Origin of the sequence: Heyndrickxia ginsengihumi, from assembly GCF_011008565.1 — a bacterium.
GTDB classification, from domain to species: domain Bacteria; phylum Bacillota; class Bacilli; order Bacillales; family Bacillaceae_C; genus Weizmannia; species Weizmannia ginsengihumi.
Map to the genome: position 1 here is coordinate 54,155 of NZ_JAAIWK010000011.1, position 15,827 is coordinate 69,981.

General features: G+C 37.6%; 12 protein-coding genes, 1 pseudogene and 1 CRISPR repeat array. Of the genes and pseudogenes, 12 read left to right on the top strand and 1 reads right to left on the bottom strand.

From position 1 onward, the window contains the following. Positions 1-234 precede the first annotated feature (234 nt). The 12 genes and pseudogenes from G4D61_RS08480 to G4D61_RS08535 all read left to right on the top strand — a co-directional run bounded on the left by G4D61_RS08480 (position 235) and on the right by G4D61_RS08535 (position 15,044). Positions 235-1,230, top strand: a complete 996-nt coding sequence (locus G4D61_RS08480; protein WP_163173705.1) for a LacI family DNA-binding transcriptional regulator — start codon at positions 235-237, stop codon at positions 1,228-1,230. Positions 1,231-1,449: 219 nt separating this feature from the next. After that, positions 1,450-2,481 (top strand): substrate-binding domain-containing protein, encoded by a 1,032-nt coding sequence (locus G4D61_RS08485; protein WP_163173707.1) that lies wholly within the window; start codon positions 1,450-1,452, stop codon positions 2,479-2,481. An 81-nt stretch (positions 2,482-2,562) separates the two neighbouring features. Next, entirely contained in the window at positions 2,563-4,101 is a 1,539-nt protein-coding gene (locus G4D61_RS08490) for a sugar ABC transporter ATP-binding protein (RefSeq protein ID WP_163173709.1), read from the top strand. After that, positions 4,094-5,110, top strand: a complete 1,017-nt coding sequence (locus G4D61_RS08495; RefSeq protein WP_163173711.1) for an ABC transporter permease — start codon at positions 4,094-4,096, stop codon at positions 5,108-5,110. Before G4D61_RS08490 ends, G4D61_RS08495 begins: the two co-directional genes overlap by 8 nt. After that, positions 5,110-6,141, top strand: a complete 1,032-nt coding sequence (locus tag G4D61_RS08500) for an ABC transporter permease (protein ID WP_163173712.1) — start codon at positions 5,110-5,112, stop codon at positions 6,139-6,141. Before G4D61_RS08495 ends, G4D61_RS08500 begins: the two co-directional genes overlap by 1 nt. Before the next feature lie 31 nt (positions 6,142-6,172). Beyond that, the gene (locus G4D61_RS08505; protein ID WP_163173714.1) at positions 6,173-7,369 is read left to right on the top strand and encodes a cupin domain-containing protein; all 1,197 of its coding nucleotides are present in this window, start codon (positions 6,173-6,175) and stop codon (positions 7,367-7,369) included. 346 nt (positions 7,370-7,715) lie between these two features. After that, a pseudogene (locus G4D61_RS08510) lies at positions 7,716-8,525 on the top strand (aldose 1-epimerase family protein); the annotation flags it as partial. Between the two features lie 233 nt (positions 8,526-8,758). Continuing rightward, a CRISPR array of direct repeats spans positions 8,759-9,718; the repeat unit is 32 nt; unit sequence GTCGCACTCTATATGAGTGCGTGGATTGAAAT. A 341-nt stretch (positions 9,719-10,059) separates the two neighbouring features. Further along, positions 10,060-11,181 (top strand): ABC transporter ATP-binding protein, encoded by a 1,122-nt coding sequence (locus G4D61_RS08515; protein ID WP_025727211.1) that lies wholly within the window; start codon positions 10,060-10,062, stop codon positions 11,179-11,181. A gap of 23 nt (positions 11,182-11,204) precedes the next feature. Further along, positions 11,205-12,116, top strand: coding sequence for a carbohydrate ABC transporter permease (locus tag G4D61_RS08520; RefSeq protein WP_035348278.1), 912 nt, complete (start codon positions 11,205-11,207; stop codon positions 12,114-12,116). Then, positions 12,113-12,931: a carbohydrate ABC transporter permease gene (locus G4D61_RS08525; RefSeq protein WP_163173716.1), complete on the top strand. Its 819-nt coding sequence runs from the start codon at positions 12,113-12,115 to the stop codon at positions 12,929-12,931. The genes G4D61_RS08520 and G4D61_RS08525 overlap by 4 nt, the downstream gene beginning before the upstream one ends. Positions 12,932-12,947: 16 nt before the next feature. Then, the gene (locus G4D61_RS08530; RefSeq protein ID WP_429894704.1) at positions 12,948-14,291 is read left to right on the top strand and encodes an ABC transporter substrate-binding protein; all 1,344 of its coding nucleotides are present in this window, start codon (positions 12,948-12,950) and stop codon (positions 14,289-14,291) included. Positions 14,292-14,306: 15 nt separating this feature from the next. Beyond that, the gene (locus G4D61_RS08535; RefSeq protein WP_035353420.1) at positions 14,307-15,044 is read left to right on the top strand and encodes a glycerophosphodiester phosphodiesterase; all 738 of its coding nucleotides are present in this window, start codon (positions 14,307-14,309) and stop codon (positions 15,042-15,044) included. Positions 15,045-15,091: 47 nt separating this feature from the next. Here G4D61_RS08535 and rpiB read toward each other — a convergent pair whose 3' ends face one another. Next, positions 15,092-15,532: a ribose 5-phosphate isomerase B gene (gene rpiB / locus G4D61_RS08540; RefSeq protein ID WP_035353417.1), complete on the bottom strand. Its 441-nt coding sequence runs from the start codon at positions 15,530-15,532 to the stop codon at positions 15,092-15,094. Positions 15,533-15,827 lie beyond the last annotated feature (295 nt).

A 15,827-nucleotide genomic window follows, 5' to 3' on the forward strand; every position in this document is an offset into this window, starting at 1 on the left:
TTTCCCAACTCCTTTGTAATCTATTCTTACTATAATTACAATTGAGAGTTGAAAAATATAACTTTTAAATAAAATATCGTTCATAAAAAAGGTGCCTGACCCCTTTTGATCGCATAAAAGGGGTCAGGCGCCTTTTTTAGAAAATAATTTTAAATCAAAATATATTGACTTGTTAGAATCGCGGTGATATTATTCGAAATAAGGAAACGTTTCCACAAGGTAAGGTGATATTTTTTGGCAACTATAAAAGATGTAGCAAAAGAAGCAGGTGTATCTGTTTCAACTGTTTCGCGTGTTATTAATAACAGTGGATATGTTAGTAACAAGACACGGTTAAATGTTAATCAGGCTATGCTTAAATTGAATTTTTCACCGAGTGAAGTTGCAAGGGGGTTGGTTAATGGAGCTACAAAAACGGTAGGATTGCTTATTCCAGATGTTGCTAACCCGTTTTATGCAGAAATTGCAAGAGGTATTGAGGACTCTGCTATTCAAAATGGATTTGCAACAATTCTTTGCAACTATGATTGGAAATTAGATCGTGAAAAAATGTATTTAGCAAAACTCCAGCAAATGCGTGTGGATGGCATTGTTATTGCCGGGAGCCGCAGTAAATTTGATAGTTTGCTTGATTTAATCGGAGATGTACCTTCTGTTGTTATTGATAGACGCGATAATCCTGTTGGTGGAGCCGTTTGGATGAATAATGAAGTCGGTGGAGAAGTTGCCACACAGCACTTATTCGAAATAGGCTGTAAAAAATTAATTCATCTGTCTGGTCCGAGGCTTTCTCCATCTGCTTTTGGAAGAAAAAAAGGCTTTATTCGTACAATAGAAAAAGCCAAGTCAGAAGGAATGGATGTTACTGGAGAAGTTTTACAAGGAGATTTTCGCTATAAAGGTGGATTTGATTTAGCGACTAAATTATTGAAGTCTGATAACAAACCAGATGGTATTTTTGCTGCGAATGATATTATGGCGATTGGCGTCATCCAAGCAGCACAAACGTTAGGTATTTCTGTACCAGAGGAACTTGCAATTATTGGATATGACAACATCGATATGGGAGAGTATACTTTTCCAAAGTTATCAACGATTGACCAGCCAGCATATTTAATGGGGAATACTAGCTGGCAGATGTTAATGGATATGATGTCTTCTGATAAACGAAATCACATAGAATTAGAATTTGTTCCTAAATTAATAGTAAGACAGTCTACAATGAGATAAAGTCCTTTCTTTTATGTTATTCCTTCATGAAAAACTGCAAATTTGGTAACGAAGCATAATACGTTATAATCTTAATATATTATTTCGGCCTCGAACAACTTACGAAGAAACTCACTCACTTATTTATATTCTTTCATACACCAGAGAAATACTCTGAATCAGTAAGTTTACTATTTTAAGTTATAAATCATTAAAAGGTAGAAAAAAGGGGGAAATAAGATGAGTAAAAAAGTTAACAATAGCAAAATACGTGGAAAAATGAAAGCCCTTTCTATAATTTTTGCAGTAGGTGCAATGTCATTAGGATTAGCTGCATGTGGAAGTCAAGCCACTAGTACGACTAAACATGGAAACGATTCCACATTTAAGGAAAGAAATAAAATTATTGGCTATTCAACATATGATTTGAAACAACCTTACTGGCAGGATTTTGAAAAAGGAATTGAACAAGCGGCGAAAAAAGAGGGATATAAGGTTGTTGTATCTGACCAAAAGGGAAGTCAAGAAACACAAGTATCAGGATCAATGAATCTCATTAATCAAAATATAAGTGCTTTAATCGTCTCACCTGTTCAGCCATCAGCACTCCCTGCAACTATTACAGCGGCACATAATGCAAAAATACCTATTGTTATTGGTGATATAGGTGCCGAAGGAAAGTATGATGCCTACGTTCTATCTGATAATAAAGGTGGGGGAGCTTCAGCGGCTGAATATGTAAATAAAAAGTTAGGCGCTAAATCAGGAACGAAGGAAATTGGCGTTATTGAACTTCACCCTGGATCAGCAGTTGGTGAGGATCGTGTTAATGGGTTCGTCGATAAGATTAAAAAATACAGTGGATTCAAAATAGTTGGCCAGCTTAATGGTGATGACTCTGTTGATGGTGGATTCAAGGTAACTCAAAGCTTACTGGCAGCGAACCCAAATATCTCAGTTATTTTTGCAGCAAATGATCCGGAGGCTGAAGGGGCTGTGCAAGCACTTAAACAAGCGGGAAGATTGGAAGGTAAAAAAAGAGTAGAAGTTATTGGCTTTAATGGTGATGCACCTGCTTTGGAACTTATTAAAAAAGGTGAAATGACAGCAACGATTGCGCAGCATCCTGTAGATTTAGGAAAGAAGACTGTTGAAATTTCTTTAGATTTACTGAAAGGAAAGAAAGTTGAATTTACAGATTCAGCTAAAAAGGTTTATAACGTACCAACGACATTAGTGGACTCTAATAACATAAATGAATATCTTAAATAATTTTGCCCTGTCCACCTGCCGTTAGGCAGATGACTTTAAAATATGTATTGGTTATGAAAAAACAGCAGAAGGGGGAAGCGTATGAAACGTGATGATATTCCGATACTGGAAGCCACGGATATAGTAAAAGAATTTCCTGGAGTCCGTGCTTTAAAAGGAGTAAATATAGCTATTTATCCTGGTCAAGTGCATGGGCTAGTAGGGGAGAATGGTGCTGGGAAAAGTACGATTATTAAAATCCTTTCGGGGCTGTATCAGCCAACAAGCGGCGAAATCAGAGTCGATGGAACACCTACTAAATTTCGTAATCCTTTAGAATCACAAAAGTCTGGTATTAGTGTAATTTCACAGGAGTTTCAATTAGTACCTCAATTATCTATTGTTGAAAATATATTTTTAGGCAGAGAACCAAGGGGAATATTCGGCCAAATTGATTGGAAAACAGCAAAGAAAAAGGCTTCTGAAATTCTTGATCGGATTGGAATGAAAGTATCTGTGAATCAACCTGTAGAACTATTAAGCATCGCAGATCAGCAGCTGGTTGAAATTGCAAAAGCATTAGCAGAAGAGGCAAGACTTATCATTATGGATGAACCAACTGCTTCCTTAAATGCTGCAGAGGTTGAAAGGTTAATGAATCTTGTTAAGGAATTACGTAATGATGGAACTGGAATATTATATGTTTCCCATAGATTAAATGAAATTTTTGTGTTATGTGACTCTATAACTGTATTTCGTGATGGACAGCGAGTGGCCTTAAAATCAGCCGGTGAGATAAGTGAAGAAGAATTAGTCACACTAATGATTGGGAGAAAACTTGATAGTGAATCTGCATTACGATCAACTTTTTTAGATGAACATGACGCTTCTCCTATGTTCCAAGTTAAGAACTTAACTGTCCCCAAATTTGTCAATAATATTAGTTTTTCTGTAAGAAGTGGTGAAATATTAGGCGTTGCGGGATTAATTGGGTCGGGAAGAAGGGAACTAACGAGAGCATTGTATGGATTGGAAGATGTTACAACTGGGGAGATTGTTATAGATGGAAGATCAGTTTCTATTAAGAAACCTACGCACGCATTAAAAGAAAAGGTTTATATGTTATCTGAAGATAGAAAAGAAGAAGGCATTATTCCTCATTTTAATGTAATGGAAAATATTGTTCTATCAACTCCTCCAAAAAAAGTGAGAGACTCCTTTATTATTAATCATAAGAAAGAGAATAAAGCCTATGAAGACATGAAAGGCTTTTTTAATATTCGCTGTTTTGGACCATCACAAGGAATCACAACCTTAAGTGGTGGAAATCAGCAAAAAGCCTTACTTGGAAGGGCGCTTGCAGCTGATTGTAAAGTATTATTATTTAACGAACCAACTAGGGGAGTTGACATTGGAGCCAAAATTGAGATTTATAAAGCAATAAAAGAACTCGCTGAAACAGGTGTTGCAATCATTGTAAGCTCCTCTGAAGCTCAAGAGTTAGTACTTCTCGTGGACCGTTGTATTGTTCTTAATAATGGTAAATTAGTAACAGAGATTCCAAAGAGCGAACTTAATGAGGATAATATTGTTGCAGCTTCATTACGCCGTTCTAGTGAAGAGGTGATTTCTAATGGCTGAATCACAAGCAGTTATTAAAGAAGAAGGGGACTCTAGAGAGCGATATAGTGGGCTAAAATTAGCCAATCAGTTGCAAAACGTAGGTGTCATAGCATTTTTAATACTCCTTTATGTAGTAGTAGGCTTAATGAATCATCAATTTATCAGCTTCTCAAATTTATCGAATGTTATTGTAGAAACCTCAATCTTAGCCGTTGTTTCTTATGGTATGACATTTGCTATTGCCATGGGGGTTTTCGATTTATCAGTAGGATCGACGCAGTCATTATGTGCAAGTGTTGTCGCAACAATGCTTATAGGGCATGATATGTTTACGAGTATTGGGGCTGCTTTACTAGCTGGGCTCGTAGTAGGCATTGTCAATGGAATTCTTGTTAGTAAATTAAGAGTACCTGCTTTTGTTGCAACGTTAGGAACGATGTCTGTGATAAGAGGAGTAGCTTTATTATATACAAATGGAAAGTCAATCCTTATTTCCAACCAAAGTTTCGGGGCCATTAATTCGAAAAATATCCTCGGTATTCCATTACCATTTATCATAGCAGTGATCGCATTAATTATTTTATGGGCAACCTTTAAACATACGCCTTTTGGACGGCATATTGCCGCAGTTGGGGGTAATCCGCATGCTGCAGTTGCATCAGGGTTGAAGGTAGACAGGATAACGATCATGGTTTTTGCATTAGTAGGTGTAACAACTGCATTTTCAGGGGTTATGCTTAGTTCTCAATTAATGAATGTAACAGGATCTTTAGGCGTTGGCCTTGAGATGAATGCCATTGCTGCGGTTGTACTAGGTGGAACGAGTATGGATGGTGGTCGCGGAAACTTGATTGGTACTTTAATTGGAGCCTTTTTACTTTCCTCAATAAGCAACGCGCTTAACATTCTGAATATTCCAAGTTTTTATCAATACTTGGCGACAGGATTATTACTTATCGGAGCTTTGAGTCTTGATAGTGCCAGAAGGAATCTAGTCAAATCTCTGTTAAGGAGGAGCTTACAGTAATGGAAAAGATAAAAGTATCCAATGATATTATAGATCATTCAGTAGAGGGAGAAGAAAGTGAAAATAACTCTAAAAGTAGCTTGGGACTCTCATCAAAGGTATTTATGCTCCTAAACAAATATACAATTGTTTGGATTGTTGTTCTAACAGGAATTGTTCTTTATTTTTTAAATGGTAATTTTGCTACATTTAGCAATCTCACAAGTGTTTTAAGACAGTCGGCTTTTGTAGGTATTGGAGCAATCGGAATGACTTTTGTCATTATGGGGGGAGGCATAGACCTTTCTATACCGGGAATTGTGTCTCTGACTGCAGTTGTTACGGCAATGTTAGTACCAAGTGTTGGCATTTTGGCTGCGGTGTTAGCTGCGTTACTATGTGGCCTTGCTCAAGGTTTTTTGAATGGTTTGGTTATCACAAAATTAAATATTCCTCCTTTTGTTGCCACATTAGGAACAGGATTTGTCTATTTAGCCATTGTTTTTATTATAACAAACCAACAAGTCATACCAGTGACTTCAATGGATGTTCTTAACTTGGGGGTTGGTTCATTGCTAGGTATTCCAATTCCATTCATCATTTTTGTTCTATGTACAGTGTTTTGTATTTATCTAACAAAGTATACGAGGTATGGACGGTTTATAAGAGCAGTTGGAAGTAAAATGGAAGCTTCTGTTATTGCTGGAGTTCCTGTCCATCGTGTTATTATTTTTTCCTTTATGGTTTTGGGATTAATGACATCATTAACCGGTGTTACCCTCGCTGGTTACCTTTCAGCCGCCAACGGAACAATGGGAACAGGTTATGAACTTCAGGCTATTGCTGCAGCTGTCGTGGGCGGAACAAGTCTTCGAGGTGGGAATGGGACATTTATAGGAACATTGGCAGGATCAATATTCTTCGCAATGATTAGTAATGCACTAGACCTTTTTGGGATAGGTTCCTATTGGCAGTATATAGCAACAGGATTAATCATTATCTTTGCTATAACATTGGATGGATTAAAAAACAAAAAGTCAGGAACAGTGTAATTTAATAATAGAGGAAAAGGGAGGAACAGGAATGTCTAATGAATTAGTTTATCAAGCACTTGAAGAAGGGGAAGGGATTTTTAATTTAGTACCTAATTTTGTGCCGCGCCGGTTTGGAGAAGCTGGATTCCGCTTGAGGTTGCATCCAGATGATTATTATCCATTTGGATTGAAAAGGGGAGCAATTAAAGAACGCTGGTTTTCTTCAGTTGTCAATGTAATAAACGGTGATGATGCACCAGAAAACGAAGGATTGAGCTATGTAGCACTGCATAGTGATACAAATAAAAGATTTTTATTTAAAGAAGCAGTTGAGGTATTGGGAGCAAAATTAATTGGAAAAGAATTGTTTCAAGAATATGGTACGTGGCCAATGTTTGCTAAGTTTTTTGACTATAAAACTCCACTTTTTCACCATATTCATCTTATGCAGCACCACGCAGACCTTGTTGGAAAAATGGCAAAACCAGAGGCCTATTATTTCCCGTATCAATTAAACAACTACCCAGGAGAATTTCCGGTAACATATTTTGGCTTTGATGCAAGTGTAAACTTAGATGAAATAAAAGAAAGACTACTGCAGTTTGAAGAAACCGACAATCGAATTACGGAGCTTTCTCGTGCTTTTAGAATTCAATTAGGAACTGGATGGTACGTTCCTGCAGGAGTGGTTCATGCGCCGGGATCATATTTAACCTATGAACCTCAATGGAATAGTGATGTAAATGCTGTTGTCGAAAATGTTGTGGCGGCTGATCATTATCCATATGACTTTTTAGTTGAGAATTGCCCTGAAGATAAAAAACATGATATTGATTTTATTCTAAGCTTAATAGATTGGGAGAAGAATACCGATCCTGAATTTAGAAAACATTATTTTAGACCTCCTCTTCATTCTGCGGGGCAGAATGGCGTTTTTGAAGAAAAGTGGATTACTTATGGCAATGAATATATCGCTGCGAAAGAGTTAACGATTGAACCGGGAAAAACGGTGTCAGTTAAAGATCATTCTGCTTATGGCTGTATCGTTATACAAGGACATGGGAAGTTTGGAATATATGATGCTGAAGCAGCTCAAGTCATTCGCTTTGGACAAATGACATCCGATGAGTTCTTTGTTAGTGAAGAGAAGGCTAAAAGTGGTGTAGTTATTTCAAATCATAGTAAATATGAACCGATGGTTATTCTAAAGCATTTTGTTTCGAATCAAGATGTGCCAAAAGCATAGGGGGAATTTTTAACAGCTAATCAGTAAAAATCAATAGATGATACTTTTTGGCTGTTTTTTTCTGCTTAATTAAATAAGGAAAAGCTTGCAAAGTGGTGGAGAACATTGGATATTTATGGAGAGAACTGGACAAGGCGGGAGCTTGAGAAGCATGTTGCAAGACTAGATCAATTAGGGGGCCTTCGCAGGATGATATGTAAGGGGGGGGCCAGAGGATGGGGTAGAATTTATACAAGTTCGAACGGGTAGCGGACTCACCTTTTATATATCTCCTATGCATGGCATGGACATTTCACTGGGAGAATTTACGGGGATTCCAATAAGTTGACAGTCAGCCAATGGTGATGTTCATCCAGCTTACTATAATTCATATGCAAATGAGTGGGAGCGAACTGCAGCTGGTGGCCTATTGATGACTTGTGGATTAACTCAAGTGGGCACCGCGAACATAGAAAGTGGCGAGGAACTCGGTCTTCATGGAAGATTTCATCATATAGCTGCCAGAGAAGTAGCATCTCAAGGTACATGGGAAAATGATGAATTCGTGATGAATGTGAAAGGGGTTGTGGAAGAAACAACAGCATTTGGGCAATATTTACGTTTAACACGGGAATATAAGATGTATCTTGGGAAAAATGAAATTCATATAAAAGATGTTGTAGAGAACGCTGGCTTTTCGTCTAGCCCGCATATGATTCTACATCATTTTAATTTTGGCTTTCCGTTTATAAATGAAAATACAATTTTTACTTTTCCATCAAATGACATAACTGCAAGGGATAAGGGCGTTTCTACTGAAGGATACGATCAATGGAATTATCCGGAAACAGGTTATCAAGAAAGAGTATATTATCATGAAAATCTTAACATATATAGAAATGGTGAAAATTTGACTAGTGTCGTAATTTCTAATCCTACATTCCCAAGTTTTATTAATCGTTCAGAACATCCGCTAAGTCTTCGGCTTTCATGGGATACAACTAATCTTCCTAGATTTACACAGTGGAAAATGAACGGGGCAGGGATGAATGTATTAGGAATAGAGCCGGGAAATTGCTATGTAGAGGGGAGAAAAAAAGAAAGAGAACGCGGTTCGTTGGTGATGCTGGAGCCAGGTGAATCACGAACCTATCATCTTAAACTTGAAATCTTTTGAAAATAATTAGACTCCTTTTATTTTAAAGAGCAGGCATAATCCCTTATAATGAAAATAACGACAAGTGCGAATGTATAGTGTACATAAATTTCACAGGGGATTCGCACCAAAATTTATTATGTTTTTTCCTAGTTATTGTAAAATTTTTGAATGGTTCCTTATGTTTATAAGGGAAATAGCGTATTTTTAGATTAAAAAACACGATTTTGCTGTACTATTATCTGAAAATCGCTGTCGCACTCTATATGAGTGCGTGGATTGAAATTGAGTGATTCAGGAGACGAATACAACAGTCTTAAAGTCGCACTCTATATGAGTGCGTGGATTGAAATACTTATATATTCTCCATATCCTAACGGGTCACTGTCGCACTCTATATGAGTGCGTGGATTGAAATGAATAGTAATCCAGCAATAAAGTTTTGTGCTGGGTCAGTCGCACTCTATATGAGTGCGTGGATTGAAATCAGTCTATACTGTTAAATTCATTTTGAATCTCATCGTCGCACTCTATATGAGTGCGTGGATTGAAATGATACAACCACCAACCAAATAAAAACCAAAACATGTCGCACTCTATATGAGTGCGTGGATTGAAATCTGTCCGTCGTCCGTCATACTGTTCGTACGGTAATGTCGCACTCTATATGAGTGCGTGGATTGAAATGGTCCTAATCGTTTTAGAGCCAACACCGCCGCGGTCGCACTCTATATGAGTGCGTGGATTGAAATTATAACAATAAAAACGGCCATCCTCTCCCTGCTGTCGCACTCTATATGAGTGCGTGGATTGAAATCATGAGTGCTTTAGTTATTTTAAGAGTATCCTCAGTCGCACTCTATATGAGTGCGTGGATTGAAATAAGATGGTTTCGTTAAAAACGGGAAAACGTATCGAGTCGCACTCTATATGAGTGCATGGATTGAAATCGCCAATGCTTGTTGTGGTGTTGTCATCCCGACTGGTCGCACTCTATATGAGTGCGTGGATTGAAATAAATCATGCCGTTGTTATTGAATGTTTTAAAACGTCGCACTCTATATGAGTGCGTGGATTGAAATTCCTTCTCCGTAAGTATATTTCATGTTTTTTACCGTCGCACTCTATATGAGTACGTGGATTGAGATATGATGAAAAATTAGCCAATGCTCTGTACATGCTGTCGCACTCTATATGAGTACGTGGATTGAGATGAAGAGATTATCCTATGTCAACAGATAAATTCTATTAGACGCTTACATTCCTTATTATTTTGATTGTAAGGGAACATTTAATCTTCACTAAGATATTCCCCAATTTAACACCATACTTAACCGCCATGCTCACGTTCATTATCCCCTCTTAATTAGTCTACTTTACATCTGATATTCAGTCTCTAAAGGAAGTGAGATACCTCTATTTATGAGCTCTAAAAAATATAAACAGTTAGTTAAAATAAGTTAATTCTCCGTAAAGCTTTGATGAAGTGGACTTTGCGGTCATTTTTTTATGCTATCTTTTTAGGTGAATTAGATGCTAAAAAGGAGGATGGAGAATGGCGCAGATTCAAATGAAACATGTTTCGAAGTCTTATCAGAAGCAGGCGGCTGTTTTAAATGAGATTAGTTTTTCGGTTGAAAAAGGGGAGTTCTTTATTCTTGTTGGTCCGTCTGGATGTGGGAAGAGTACGATTTTGCGGATGATCGCAGGGCTGGAGGACATTACAGCAGGCGAGCTGTATATTGAGGACCAACTGGCAAATGACTTGTTGCCAAAGGATCGGCATATATCAATGGTCTTTCAAAATTACGCATTATATCCTCATATGACAGTGAGAGAGAACGTCCTTTTTGGGATTGTCCAGAAAAGAGCGATTTCAAAACAGGAAAAAAAAGAACGCTTAGAGAAGGCGCTCGAGCTTGTTCAATTACAAGATTATGCTGACTGTAAACCGCGTGAGCTTTCAGGAGGGCAGCGGCAAAGGGTTGCACTTGCGAGAGCGATTGTGAGTGAATCGCCAATCTGTCTGATGGATGAGCCACTTTCCAATCTTGATGCAAAGCTTCGTTCACAGATGCGCACAGAGATTCGCCAATTACAGCAGCAATTAGGCTTAACGATGATTTATGTAACCCATGATCAAGTTGAAGCGATGACAATGGGCGATCGGATCATGGTTTTGAACAAGGGATCTATTCAACAAATTGGAGAACCAATTGACATTTACAATCATCCTGCAAATACATTTGTGGCTTCATTTATTGGTTCACCGCAAATGAACTTTATAGAAGCGACGGTCATGCAGCAATATAAAAAGAGTTACTTGAATATTTCATCGCAGCTTTCCATACCGATTTCCTTCTTTCCGAATAAGCCGAAATATATTATTGGCATACGTCCAGAACATTTAAGACTCAAAGGGAATCCTGAAGATATCCAACTAAATGTAATTGCCGACTTAGTTGAACAGCTTGGAAATGAAACAATCATTGGCTTTGAACTCGAAGGGCAAAAATGGAAAGCTAAATGGAATGGGCAGTGGACAATTCGGGCAAATGAACCAATGACATTGTATTTGTCGAAAAAAGAAATGTACCTCTTTGATGCGGATACACATGAACGGTTGTTCTACTCATACAAAGATGGTCAAAGGGAAAAAGGCGGGATCATTGTATGACGACACAAACCTCTATTGCAGATATGGCCGCTATTCAGTTGGATAGGCAGAAAAGGAGTCGAAGGAAGTACATAGATATCCTTGTAGGAGGGCTGTTCCTGCTTCCCTCATTGATACTGCTCACAGTTTTTGTTTTTTATCCAATGTTTCGAACCGTTTTTCTTAGCTTGTATCTTACTGATTTTGCTGGGAATCCAACTGTATTCGTTGGGCTAAGTAATTTTCAGGAACTGCTGACATCTGGAGATTATTTGCAAACATTAGTGCGAACATTGCTTTTCGTGATCGGTACGGTCGGAGCAACGATTGTGATTTCATTATGTTTAGCGTTGTTAGCTAATGAAAAAATAAAGGGAATTGGTTTGTTTAGAACAATTTTTTCCTCTTCTATGGGGATTAGTGTTTCGGTAGCTTCCGTATTTTGGATGTTTCTTTTCAATCCATCGATTGGATTGATGAATCACTTCATGCAAGTATTTCATTTACCCGCTATTAGTTGGTTGACCGATCCGAGATGGGCATTATTTTCTATCTCACTATCAACGATATGGATGAACATTGGTTTTTCCTTTCTAATTCTCTTAGGAGGATTGCAGCATATTGATCGGAGCCTCTATGAAAGTGCTGAAATTCATGGTGTTTCATATTTTTATCAATTACGGAAGATTACGATGCCATTGTTGTCGCCAACGATCTTTTTTATCGTCATTGTATCGGTCATTAATGCATTCCAAACGTTTGGGCAAATCGATATGCTCACAAAAGGCGGACCTTCCAATCATACGAACTTACTTGTCTATTCGATTTATCAAGATGCGTTTATCAATCATCAATATGGGACAGCAAGCGCTGAAGCAGTCATACTAGCAATCATCATCTTTGCCTTGACCATCGTGCAATTTAAGCTCGGAGAAAAGAAGGTACATTATCAATGAAAACGCGTATTTGGCTAATCATATTGTTGTATACTGTCTTAATTCTTTCAGCACTATTGATATGCAGTCCGTTGCTGCTAGGGCTATCCTTAAGCTTAATGCCCCAGGATCAAATATTAGCTGGGCACTACTTTTCTACGAAAATGTCGCTTCATAATTATGTCCAAGCTTTCCAAAGCACCGAGCTTGTCCATTATCTTGTTAATAGCTTACTTGTTTCATTGCTTGTAATGGTAGGACAATTATTCCTTTCTAGTTTAGCTGCTTATGCATTCGTTTTTCCGAAGTTTCGGGGGCAGAAAGTGCTTTTTTATTTCTTTATTTCAACGATGATGATTCCTTTTGAAGCGCAAATTATACCGAACTTTCAAATTATGCGTGATTTGAATTGGCTAAACACATATCCTGCGCTGATCATTCCTTTTATTGCATCGGCTTTCGGAACTTTTTTATTAAGGCAGCAATATAAACAAATTCCATTTGAGTTAAAAGAAGCGAGTGATTTAATTGGCATGAATCATTGGAAGTTTTATGCAAAAGTGGTGTTGCCGATGTCTAAAGTCAGCCTCGTAACATTGGGGATTTATAGTTTTCTGACCACTTGGAATATGTATTTATGGCCGCTATTGACAAGTACAAATGATACTGTGCGCACATTGCAAATCGGTCTTAAACAAATGCAGTCGCAAGAAACGCTTAATCAATGGGGTGTGATTATGGCATGTGCTGTGACAATCGCTATACCGACATTGCTTATCTTGTTCATAGGACAAAAGCACTTACAAAAGGGGTTAATGGAAGGCTCACTTAAATAGGGGGGAAGAAAATATGATGAAAAAGCTAATCGGTTTCATTGTTGTGTTAGGAATTATCGCCAATTTAGCTGCATGTGGTAGCAGTGATGTTGCAGCGACTACGAAGGAAAATGGCCGAGTGGTCGTAACGTTTTGGCATTCAATGAGTGGAGAGCCTGAAAAGACATTGAACAAAATCGTTGATGAGTACAATCACTCCCAAAATAAAGTACTTGTAAAAGCGGAATTTCAAGGGGATTATACAGAGTCATTGCCAAAATATCAAAGCGTCGGTGGCACAGATAAAGCACCAACGATTGTCCAAGTACAAGAAATTGGGACAAAGGCAATGATCAACAGCGGGTTTATTGAACCGGTACAAAAATTTATTGATCGAGACAAATATGATACATCACAGTTAGAAAAAAATATTTTAAACTACTATACTGTTGATCACAAGTTATATTCAATGCCGTTCAATTCATCGACACCAGTTTTATATTATAATGAAGATGCTTTGAAAAAAGCAGGTGTACAAATAAATCCTAAAGATGTTACGTTTGAGCAAATTGAAGAGGACGCGAAAAAAATTACACAATCTTCAAATGGAAAAATGAAGGGATTCGCATTGCAGCCATATGGTTGGTTATTTGAAGAATTAATGGCAAATCAAGGCTCTTTATTAGTCAATAAACATAATGGCCATTCAGGTACACCAACAAAAGCAGTATTTAATAATCAAGCTGGAGAAAACATTCTTAAATGGGCGCATAATATGATTAATGATAAAACTTTTGTTGATTATGGCACAGGAACGACTGCAGCTGATGATATGACTGCTGGATTTTTGGCTGGTAAAGTTGGGATGTTTCTTCAATCGTCTGCAAGTATTCGTGATGTTGTTAATAATGCAAAGTTTAAAGTTGGTGTAGCATATTTGCCTCATCCGGAAAATATAAAACGCAATGGAGTAGCAATTGGTGGAGCAAGCCTTTGGTTGTCAAAAGGAAAAAGCAGTGAAGAACAAAAGGCAGCATGGGATTTTATGAAGTATTTAGCAAGCCCGCATGTGCAAGCAGAATGGCATGTCGGTACAGGATATTTTGCAATTAATTCACAGGCTTATAAAGATCCTATTGTCAAATCTGCCTACCAAAAAATACCGCAATTGCAAGTTTCTGTACAACAATTACAATCGACTATTTCATCACCGGTGACACAAGGGGCACTGATGCAAAGTCTGCCGGAGGAAAGAACGGCAGTTGAAACTGCGATGGAAAGTGTTTATAACGGGGAAGATATTAGCAAAGCACTGGATAAAGCTGTAAAGACGACGAACAGTGCGATTGAAAAAGCAAATCAAGCAAATGGGATGAAGTAGCTAGGAGATGTTTTGATGAGTGATACAATGATATTTGGTCATCGTGGATGCAAGGGAACGCATCCGGAGAACACCTTATTAGGATTTTATCATGCCTGCAAGATTGGAATTGAAGGGATAGAATTAGATGTCCATATGACAAAAGACCATGAACTAGTGGTCATACATGATGAAAAACTCGACAGAACGACAAATGGTACTGGGTATGTGAAAGATTTAAAATTAAAAGACATCAAGCAATATAGTGCGGGAATGAATTTTGACTTTCTTCCGCTTTATCATTCATCTTGGGATAACGAACAAGTTCCGACTCTTGAAGAGGTGTTGGAGCTTGTCTCAGATTATCCGATCATGCTGAATATTGAACTTAAGACGGACGTCTTTCACTATCCTAACATAGAAGAAAAAACGATGTCGTTAGTAGAAAAGTATAATATGGAAGGAAGGGTTGTTTACTCTTCCTTTAATCTCCCGACAGTACAAAAAATAAGAGAGCTGGACAGTCGTGCAGAAGTAGCATTCCTTTCTTCAAGACCTATTCTCAATATAGAAAGCTTTGTCAGAAACTATCGGCTGTCTGCATTGCACTTAAAAAAGTCTTTCTTGTTAGGGAGGATTGCAGAAAAACAATACCCTGTTCCCGTTCGCATATGGACGGTCAATTCTATTCAACAAATGAAAAGAGTGCTGCGTTCTAACCTAGCTGGAATTATAACCGATTATCCCGAAATAGCACTGCAACTAAGGAAATAGGTGCCTGACCCCTTTTGTGCGCTAAAGCACAAAAGGGGTCAGGCACCTTATTCATTCTCTTTATCCGTTATTTGCGCAATTTTCCGCGCTGAATTTCCTCCTTGGAAGGAAACATTCAAATATGCTTCTGCGACTTTTTTTGCTACCTCTTCACCTATAATTTTCGCGCCCATTGTAATAATTTGCGCATCGTTGCTAAGTTGCGCGCGTTCCGCTGAATACGTATCGTGACATTGAGCAGAGCGAATACCAGGAATTTTATTTGCTGCAATGGACATGCCAATTCCTGTTCCGCAAAAGAGAATGCCTCGTTCAATTTGTGCAGCTTTAATTTCAGTTGCTACTTTGAAAGCAATCCCTGGATAATCCACTTCATCCTTTGAAAAGCATCCATAATCAATAACCTCATGCCCCAATTCTCTAATATATGCTTTTACCGCTTCCTTTAAATCAAAAGCATTATGATCGGACCCAACCCCAATTTTCATATAATCACTCCTGTTTATAAATTTATTGATTGTATTCTTTCAGTTATTTTCAATTTTGTCAATTATTTTTAAAATAGAAAACAAACGAAAATTGACAATTTTTAATATAAAAATATATTTATCTAGCTTTTAAGGTTGTATATCTAGTTGCTAAATTGTTTAAGAAGATAATAAAAAAATGAGTATTTTTCTGTTATATATAAGTTAAATATTCTCCTATAAAAATATGACGTAGTTTATCATTTTATTTCGTTATTTTTCTATAAAAAAATAAAAACAAAAAAACATTGACAAA

Excerpts from the sequence above, each read along its gene's own strand:
- G4D61_RS08485 (WP_163173707.1), top strand. The coding sequence starts at position 1,450 with ATGAGTAAAAAAGTTAACAATAGCAAAATACGTGGAAAAATGAAAGCC.
- G4D61_RS08490 (WP_163173709.1), top strand. The coding sequence starts at position 2,563 with ATGAAACGTGATGATATTCCGATACTGGAAGCCACGGATATAGTAAAA.
- G4D61_RS08495 (WP_163173711.1), top strand. The coding sequence starts at position 4,094 with ATGGCTGAATCACAAGCAGTTATTAAAGAAGAAGGGGACTCTAGAGAG.
- G4D61_RS08500 (WP_163173712.1), top strand. The coding sequence starts at position 5,110 with ATGGAAAAGATAAAAGTATCCAATGATATTATAGATCATTCAGTAGAG.
- G4D61_RS08505 (WP_163173714.1), top strand. The coding sequence starts at position 6,173 with ATGTCTAATGAATTAGTTTATCAAGCACTTGAAGAAGGGGAAGGGATT.
- G4D61_RS08515 (WP_025727211.1), top strand. The coding sequence starts at position 10,060 with ATGGCGCAGATTCAAATGAAACATGTTTCGAAGTCTTATCAGAAGCAG.
- G4D61_RS08520 (WP_035348278.1), top strand. The coding sequence starts at position 11,205 with ATGGCCGCTATTCAGTTGGATAGGCAGAAAAGGAGTCGAAGGAAGTAC.
- G4D61_RS08525 (WP_163173716.1), top strand. The coding sequence starts at position 12,113 with ATGAAAACGCGTATTTGGCTAATCATATTGTTGTATACTGTCTTAATT.
- G4D61_RS08530 (WP_429894704.1), top strand. The coding sequence starts at position 12,948 with ATGAAAAAGCTAATCGGTTTCATTGTTGTGTTAGGAATTATCGCCAAT.
- G4D61_RS08535 (WP_035353420.1), top strand. The coding sequence starts at position 14,307 with ATGAGTGATACAATGATATTTGGTCATCGTGGATGCAAGGGAACGCAT.
- rpiB (WP_035353417.1), bottom strand. The coding sequence starts at position 15,532 with ATGAAAATTGGGGTTGGGTCCGATCATAATGCTTTTGATTTAAAGGAA.